Raw genomic sequence first — 7,189 nt, 5'->3', positions numbered from 1 at the left:
GGCATGGACGGCGGCTGCGCCGGTTTCTCAACGAAATCGATTACATTGTTGTCCGCATCGACTGCCATCACGCCAAACGCGGTGGCCTCATGCAGCGGTACGGGCAGACAGGCGATGGTGCACTTAGCGCCACGATCGGCGTGGTCGAGCAGCATGCGCGAGTAATCCATTTTGTAGATGTGATCCCCGGCGAGAATCACGATGTACTGCGCGTTATAGCGGCGAATGATGTCGAGATTCTGCGTGACCGCATCGGCGGTACCGCGATACCAGTGTTCGGTCGAGGCGCGCTGCTGCGCCGGCAGCAGATCGACAAACTCATTCATCTCTTCGTTGAACAATGACCAGCCGCGCTGAATGTGCTGCGTCAGCGTATGTGACTGATATTGGGTGATGACGCCGATGCGCCGAATCCCGGAGTTGATACAGTTGGAGAGCGCAAAGTCGATGATGCGGAACTTGCCGCCAAAGTGCACGGCAGGCTTGGCGCGTTTGGCGGTAAGATCTTTCAGGCGCGTACCGCGCCCGCCAGCAAGGATCAGGGCAACCGTCTGTGTAGGGAGCTGGCGCGCCAGCATCAGGGGGTCGTTTCTATCTAATTTCACCATGTCTGACTCCTTATGATTGCTTTAGGAACACACACACGCCGTGTGCGGGCCCGTGCCAGACAGTTGTCAGGATGGGGTTATCTTCCCCGGCGAAAGGAGGAATGGCTCGCCATTCTCCGTCTGGTAAGGCAAGGTCACTCACCGAATCCGTGGCGTTTATCGTTAGTAACCAGCGGCCGGAGAGCAGGATCTGCAGTCTGTGCATCCCCTGTTCCCACTCATCCCTTTCCAGTGGTTTGCCGCTGGCATTCAACCACTGCACGTTGCCATCGCCCTCCTGCCACCAGCTGTCCTGCGTCAGCGCGGGAATATGCTGACGCAGCCGGATTAACGCGGCAGTGAAGTCGACCAGTCCAAAATCATCCTGTTGCCAGTTCAGCCAGGTGAGTGGGTTATCCTGACAGTACGCATTATTGTTGCCGTGCTGGCTGTGACCGCGTTCGTCACCGGCCAGCAGCATCGGCGTGCCCTGCGCCAGCAGCAGCGTGGTCAGCAATGCGTGCACGCTGCGCCGCCGCCGCTCGACCACATCGAAGTTGCCCTGCAGCCCTTCAAAACCATGGTTATGGCTGAAATTACTGCTGCTGCCGTCGCGATTATCCTCGCCGTTGGCCTGATTATGCTTCTGGTTATAACTCACCACGTCACGCAGCGTGAAGCCGTCGTGCGCGGTGATCAGATTAATGCTGGCGTGCGGCAGACGCGCCGCGCGCTGAAATACATCGCTGGAGCCGGCAAAGCGGCGGGCAAAATCACCGTTACTCAACTCACCGTGCAGCCAGTAGCGGCGCGCCGTATCGCGAAAGTGGTCGTTCCATTCGGCGAAGCCGGGCGGAAAGTTGCCCACCTGATAGCCGCCGGGGCCGATATCCCAGGGTTCAGCGATCAGTTTCACCTGCGACAGCACCGGGCAGGCCTGCATGGCCACAAACAACGGCGCATCCTGGCGATAATCCGGCGTGCGCCCGAGCACGCTGGCGAGATCGAAACGAAAGCCGTCAACGTGGCAGGTTTGCACCCAGTAACGCAGCGCGCCCAGCGCCCAGTCAAGCACCAGCGGATCGCTGAGGTTCAGCGTATTACCGCAGCCGGTCCAGTTGTGATATTCACCGTTATCGCCCAGCCAGTAATAGCTGGCATTGTCGACGCCGCGCAGCGACAGTGTCGGGCCAATCTCCTCCAGCTCGGCGCTGTGGTTGAACACCACGTCCAGAATCACTTCAATGCCCGCCGCGTGCAGCGCTTTTACCGCCTGCTGAAACTCCTGCAGCGGCGTCTGGCCCGCTTCACCCGCCGCGTAATGCGGATGCAGCGCCCACAGCGCAAACGGGTTGTAGCCCCAGTAGTTGCTCAGGCCGAGCCGTTGCAGGCGCGGTTCGCTGGCAAACGCGGCTATCGGCAGCAGCTCCAGCGCGGTGATACCCAGCCGGCGCAGATAGCTCACCATAGCAGGATGCCCCAGCGCCGCATATGTCCCGCGTAGCCTTTCCGGAATTTCCGGATGCTGCTGCGTCAGGCCGCGAACGTGCGCCTCGTAAATCACCGTCCTGCCCCACGGCGTGCGGGGCGCACAATCGTCCTGCCAGTCAAAATCGTCGGCGATCACCAGCGATTTGGGCGCAACGCCAGCGCTATCGGCATCATCCTGCTGCCACTCTCCACCCAGCAGGCGCGCGTCGTCTGGCACCGCGCCGCACACCGCTTTGGCACAGGGATCGACCAGCAGTTTGGCCGGATTGAAACGATGACCGCGCTCTGGCTGCCACGGTCCATGCACGCGGTAGCCATAGCGCTGCCCCGGCTTTAGCGCCGGAACATAGCCGTGCCAGATGTCACCGCTGCGCGCCGGCAGAGGGAAGCGTTGTTCACTCCCCTGTTCATCAAACAGGCACAACTCCACCCGCTCCGCGTGGCGCGAGAACAGCGTAAAGTTGACGCCGCGCCCGTCATAATGGGCACCCGGCGGTACCGGCTGGCCCGGCTGGAGCATCAATCGCCCTCCCGCACCAGCCACAGTGTGGCGAGCGGCGGCAGCGTCAGGCTTAGCGACTGCGCGCGCCCGTGGCTGGCGATGTCATCGGTATGTACGATACCGTGATTGCGCAGATCGCTGCCGTGATAATCATGCTGATCGGTGTTCAGCACTTCGCGCCAGCCGCCACGCTGATTCACGCCGAAGCGATAGTTGTGGCGCGGCACCGGCGTAAAGTTACTGGCGACAATCAGTTCGTTGCCCTCGCGGTCGCGGCGCACAAACACAAAGACCGAGTTTTCGTGATCGTCGACCACCAGCCACTCGAAGCCGCTGGCATCGAAATCGAGCTGGTAGAGCGGCGAAAAGTGGCGATAGCTGTAGTTCAGGTCACGTACCAGTCGCTGCACGCCGTGGTGCCAGTTATCCAGTCCCTCCAGCAGATGCCAGTCGAGGCTGGTGTCGTGGTTCCACTCGCGTCCCTGAGCGAATTCATTGCCCATAAACTGCAGTTTTTTGCCGGGAAAGCCCCACATCCAGCCGTAATAGGCGCGCAGGTTGGCAAACTTCTGCCAGGTATCACCCGGCATGCGGTCGAGGATCGACTTTTTGCCGTGGACCACTTCGTCGTGCGACAGCGGCAGCACAAAGTTTTCCGTGTAGTTGTACAGCATGCCGAAGGTCATCAGCTGATGATGGTAGCGGCGATGCACCGGATCGAGCTTCATGTAGTCGAGGGTGTCGTGCATCCAGCCAAGGTTCCATTTGAACCAGAAGCCCAGGCCGCCATCTTCGGATGGCCGCGTCACGCCGGGATAATCGGTAGACTCTTCCGCCACGCTGATGCTGCCGGGTGCGGCGCGGCCCAGCGTGCGATTGGTGTGGCGCAGGAAGGCGATGGCTTCGAGGTTTTCACGGCCGCCAAACTGGTTAGGCACCCACTCACCCTCTTTGCGGCTGTAGTCGCGATAGATCATCGACGCCACCGCATCGACGCGCAGGCCATCAATGCCGAAGCGCTCCATCCAGTACAGCGCATTGCCGGAGAGATAGTTGCTGACCTCGCGCCGGCCAAAGTTGTAGATCAGCGTATTCCAGTCCTGATGGTAGCCTTCGCGCGGATCGCTGTGCTCGTACAGCTCGGTACCGTCGAATTTGGCGAGGCCAAAATCGTCACTGGGGAAATGGCCCGGCACCCAGTCGAGCAGTACGTTGAGACCCGCCTCGTGGGCAGCGGCGATAAAGTGACGAAACTCATCGCGCGTGCCGAAGCGGCGCGTCGGCGCGTACATGCCGAGTGGCTGATAGCCCCAGCTGCCGTCGAACGGATGCTCGTTGATCGGTAACAGTTCGATATGGGTAAAGCCCATCTCTTTGACATAGGGCACCAGCTGTTCGGCCAGCTCTTTGTAACTCAGCCAGAAATTGTTGTCGGTGTGGCGACGCCACGAACCGAGATGCACCTCGTAAATGGAGATCGGCTGGTCAAAGCCGTTGGCGATTTTGCGCTGTGGCTGCATCTCCAGCTTCGGCGGCAGGCCGCAGATCATCGAGGCGGTCTGCGGGCGCATTTGCGCCTCGAAGGCGAACGGATCGGCTTTGATGCGCATCTGACCGTGCGCATCAATGATCTCGAATTTGTACAGCTGGCCATTAACCGCGCCGGGGACAAACAGCTCCCAGATGCCGAGTTCGCGGCGGAAACGCATCGGATGGCGGCGGCCATCCCAGAAGTTAAACTCGCCCACCACCGAAACGCGCTGCGCGTTCGGGGCCCAGACGGCGAAGCGCGTGCCGGCGACGCCATCAATGGTGGTGCCGTGCGCGCCGAGCGTTTCATACGGCCGCAGGTGCGTGCCTTCGGCCAGCAGCCAGGCATCCATCTCCGCCAGCAGCGGGCCAAAGCGGTAGGCATCGTCGATCAGGTTTTGCTGGCCGTGCCAGTTGACTGCCAGCTGGTAGCGAAACAGGTTTTTACGGCGCGGGATCACGCCGCTGAAGAAGCCGCGCGAATCAAGACATTTAAGCTGGGCGCATTTGCGGCCGGTGTTGGTTTCAATCACCCAGACTTCGGATGCATCCGGTAACAGCGCACGCACTTCGAGACCTTGTGTGGTCTGGTGCATCCCCAGTACTGAGAAGGGGTCGGCATAATTCCCGGCGAAAAGGGCATTGATCGCATGGCGATCGGGAAGCTCTGACATGACTTTCTTCCTATGATTTTTTGCGCAGGCGACCGGAGAGACAGGATTGTCGCTATAGGTGCGCTGCTTTTCATGAGCCATACATACAGCAGCAAGGAAGGACACCCTCCGTGGGAAAGATCCTGGCCGTGTACAACAACTATTCCATTCGCAAAGTAAAAACAGTTAACAACCGGCACATCACTGTTAAATCATAGCTTGGGGTTGGCAGAAGCCAGGGTGGAACGCAAAAAATTGTTATCGGGCGAGCAAAAAGGGGAAGCTGATCACTTGTCGGGCGCAATTTGGGTTAAGTTTTGCACTCCCGTGGAAAGAAAAAAGGCCGGGAAACCCCGGCCTGTCTGGATTCGCGCTGCGCTTAGTCGATCAGCAAACGCAGCATGCGACGCAGCGGTTCGGCAGCGCCCCACAGTAACTGATCGCCGACGGTGAAGGCCGACAGATACTCCGGCCCCATGTTCAGCTTACGCAGACGGCCCACCGGCGTGGTCAGCGTACCGGTCACCGCAGCAGGCGTCAGTTCACGCATGGTGATGTCGCGATCGTTCGGCACCACTTTCACCCACTCGTTGTGCGCGGCCAGCAGCTGTTCGATTTCGTTCAGCGGCACATCTTTCTTCAGCTTCAACGTGAACGCCTGGCTGTGGCAGCGCAGCGCGCCGACGCGCACGCACAGGCCATCGACCGGAATGGTGTGACGGGTCGAGAGAATTTTGTTGGTTTCCGCCTGGCCTTTCCACTCTTCGCGGCTCTGGCCGTTATCCAGCTGCTTGTCGATCCACGGGATCAGGCTGCCGGCCAGCGGTACGCCGAAGTTGTCGGTCGGCAGCGTGCCGGAACGGGTAAAATCAGTCACGCTGCGCTCGATGTCGAGAATGGCGGAGGCCGGGTTTTGCAGCGAAGTCGCAACGTGGTCGTGCAGCATGCCCATCTGGGTCAGCAGTTCGCGCATATGGCGCGCGCCGCCGCCGGAGGCCGCCTGATACGTCGCGACGGAGGCCCACTCGACCAGGTCGTTAGCGAACAGTCCGCCCAGCGACATCAGCATCAGGCTGACGGTGCAGTTACCGCCGACAAAGGTTTTGATGCCGCTGTCGAGGCCCTGACGAATCACCTGATGGTTGACCGGGTCAAGAATAATGATGGCGTCATCTTTCATGCGCAGCGTGGAGGCCGCATCAATCCAGTAGCCCTGCCAGCCGCTCTCGCGCAGCTTCGGGTAGACTTCACTGGTATAATCGCCGCCCTGGCAGGTAATGATGATATCCAGCGCCTTCAGCGCCTCAATATCAAACGCATCCTGCAGCGCACCGGTCGACTTACCGCCAAACGTCGGCGCAGCCTGACCCAGTTGCGAAGTGGAGAAGAAGACCGGATTGATCACATCGAAATCGCGTTCTTCGCTCATACGTGACATCAGCACAGAGCCGACCATGCCACGCCAACCAATAAAACCTACATTCTTCATTTTCTGTCCGTCTCAGGAACTCGGGCCGGGGCCTGGGTGGTGCGAAAAAAGACCAGCGCCAGCAATGCGCCAGTCTGCGTAATAATCAGGTTTACCTATGACCCACAACTCTACAAAATGCAGCACTTCTGGCAAGTGAATTAATTCGATTGCGCTAACTTTTTCAGCAGTACAACTTATAACGGCTGTGGCCGACCTGAAGGGATGGTTTACCTCTGATGACTGAAATGATATCCGCGACCATATTGTTGCTGTTGATTATGGACCCGCTGGGCAACCTGCCGATTTTCATGTCGGTGCTGAAGCACCTGGAGCCGAAGCGCCGCCGCGTAGTGCTGATGCGCGAGATGCTGATCGCCTTGATTCTGATGCTGCTGTTCCTGTTCGCCGGTGAACGCATCCTGGCGTTTCTTAATCTGCGCACCGAAACGGTATCGATTTCCGGCGGCATCATTCTGTTTCTGATCGCCATTCGCATGATTTTTCCGTCCGGCGAGACCAGCACCAGCGGCCTGCCCGCCGGCGAAGAGCCGTTCCTGGTGCCGCTGGCGATCCCACTGGTCGCCGGGCCCTCGCTGCTCGCCACCCTGATGCTGCTGTCACACCAGTATCCCAATCAGATGACGCACCTGGTCGGCGCCCTGCTGATTGCCTGGGGCGTCACGGTAGTGATTCTGCTGATGTCCGGCCTGTTCCTGCGCCTGCTGGGGGATAAAGGCGTTAATGCGCTGGAGCGATTAATGGGTTTGATCCTGATTATGCTGGCGACGCAGATGTTCCTGGACGGGATTCGGGTTTACCTGAAACTGTAATGTTTCGCGTTTGCGGTCGCCATGAATGGCGACCCTACAAGATTATTGCGCGTTTTTACAGAGGGTGCATTTATGGGGGAACCCTTGACCGTTGAGCGTTTACGGTCGCCATGAATGGCGCCCCT

5 protein-coding genes are annotated in these 7,189 nt (G+C 59.4%); 1 reads left to right on the top strand and 4 read right to left on the bottom strand.

What is annotated here, in order from left to right; translation table 11 throughout:
- From ERD80_RS22070 to asd, 4 genes are all read right to left on the bottom strand, one after another.
- On the bottom strand, window positions 1-608 hold a 608-nt coding region (locus tag ERD80_RS22070; protein ID WP_168926312.1), incomplete at its 3' end, for a sugar phosphate nucleotidyltransferase.
- Between the two features lie 10 nt (window positions 609-618).
- On the bottom strand, window positions 619-2,598 hold the full coding sequence (glgX, locus tag ERD80_RS22065) for a glycogen debranching protein GlgX (RefSeq protein ID WP_136548565.1): 1,980 nt from the start codon (window positions 2,596-2,598) through the stop codon (window positions 619-621).
- Window positions 2,598-4,784: a 1,4-alpha-glucan branching enzyme gene (gene glgB, locus ERD80_RS22060; RefSeq protein WP_136548563.1), complete on the bottom strand. Its 2,187-nt coding sequence runs from the start codon at window positions 4,782-4,784 to the stop codon at window positions 2,598-2,600. Before glgB ends, glgX begins: the two co-directional genes overlap by 1 nt.
- Before the next feature lie 358 nt (window positions 4,785-5,142).
- Complete coding sequence (asd, locus tag ERD80_RS22055; protein WP_059009874.1) at window positions 5,143-6,252, bottom strand: aspartate-semialdehyde dehydrogenase; 1,110 nt, start codon at window positions 6,250-6,252, stop codon at window positions 5,143-5,145.
- A gap of 218 nt (window positions 6,253-6,470) precedes the next feature.
- Between asd and ERD80_RS22050 the strand changes: the two genes are divergently transcribed.
- On the top strand, window positions 6,471-7,064 hold the full coding sequence (locus ERD80_RS22050) for a YhgN family NAAT transporter (protein ID WP_031279795.1): 594 nt from the start codon (window positions 6,471-6,473) through the stop codon (window positions 7,062-7,064).
- Window positions 7,065-7,189 lie beyond the last annotated feature (125 nt).

The sequence above is a fragment of the Pantoea sp. R102 genome (assembly GCF_004916815.1).
GTDB lineage: Bacteria > Pseudomonadota > Gammaproteobacteria > Enterobacterales > Enterobacteriaceae > Pantoea > Pantoea dispersa.
The sequence above is the reverse complement of the archived record's forward strand: the minus strand, read 5'-3'. Positions and strand labels throughout refer to the sequence as shown.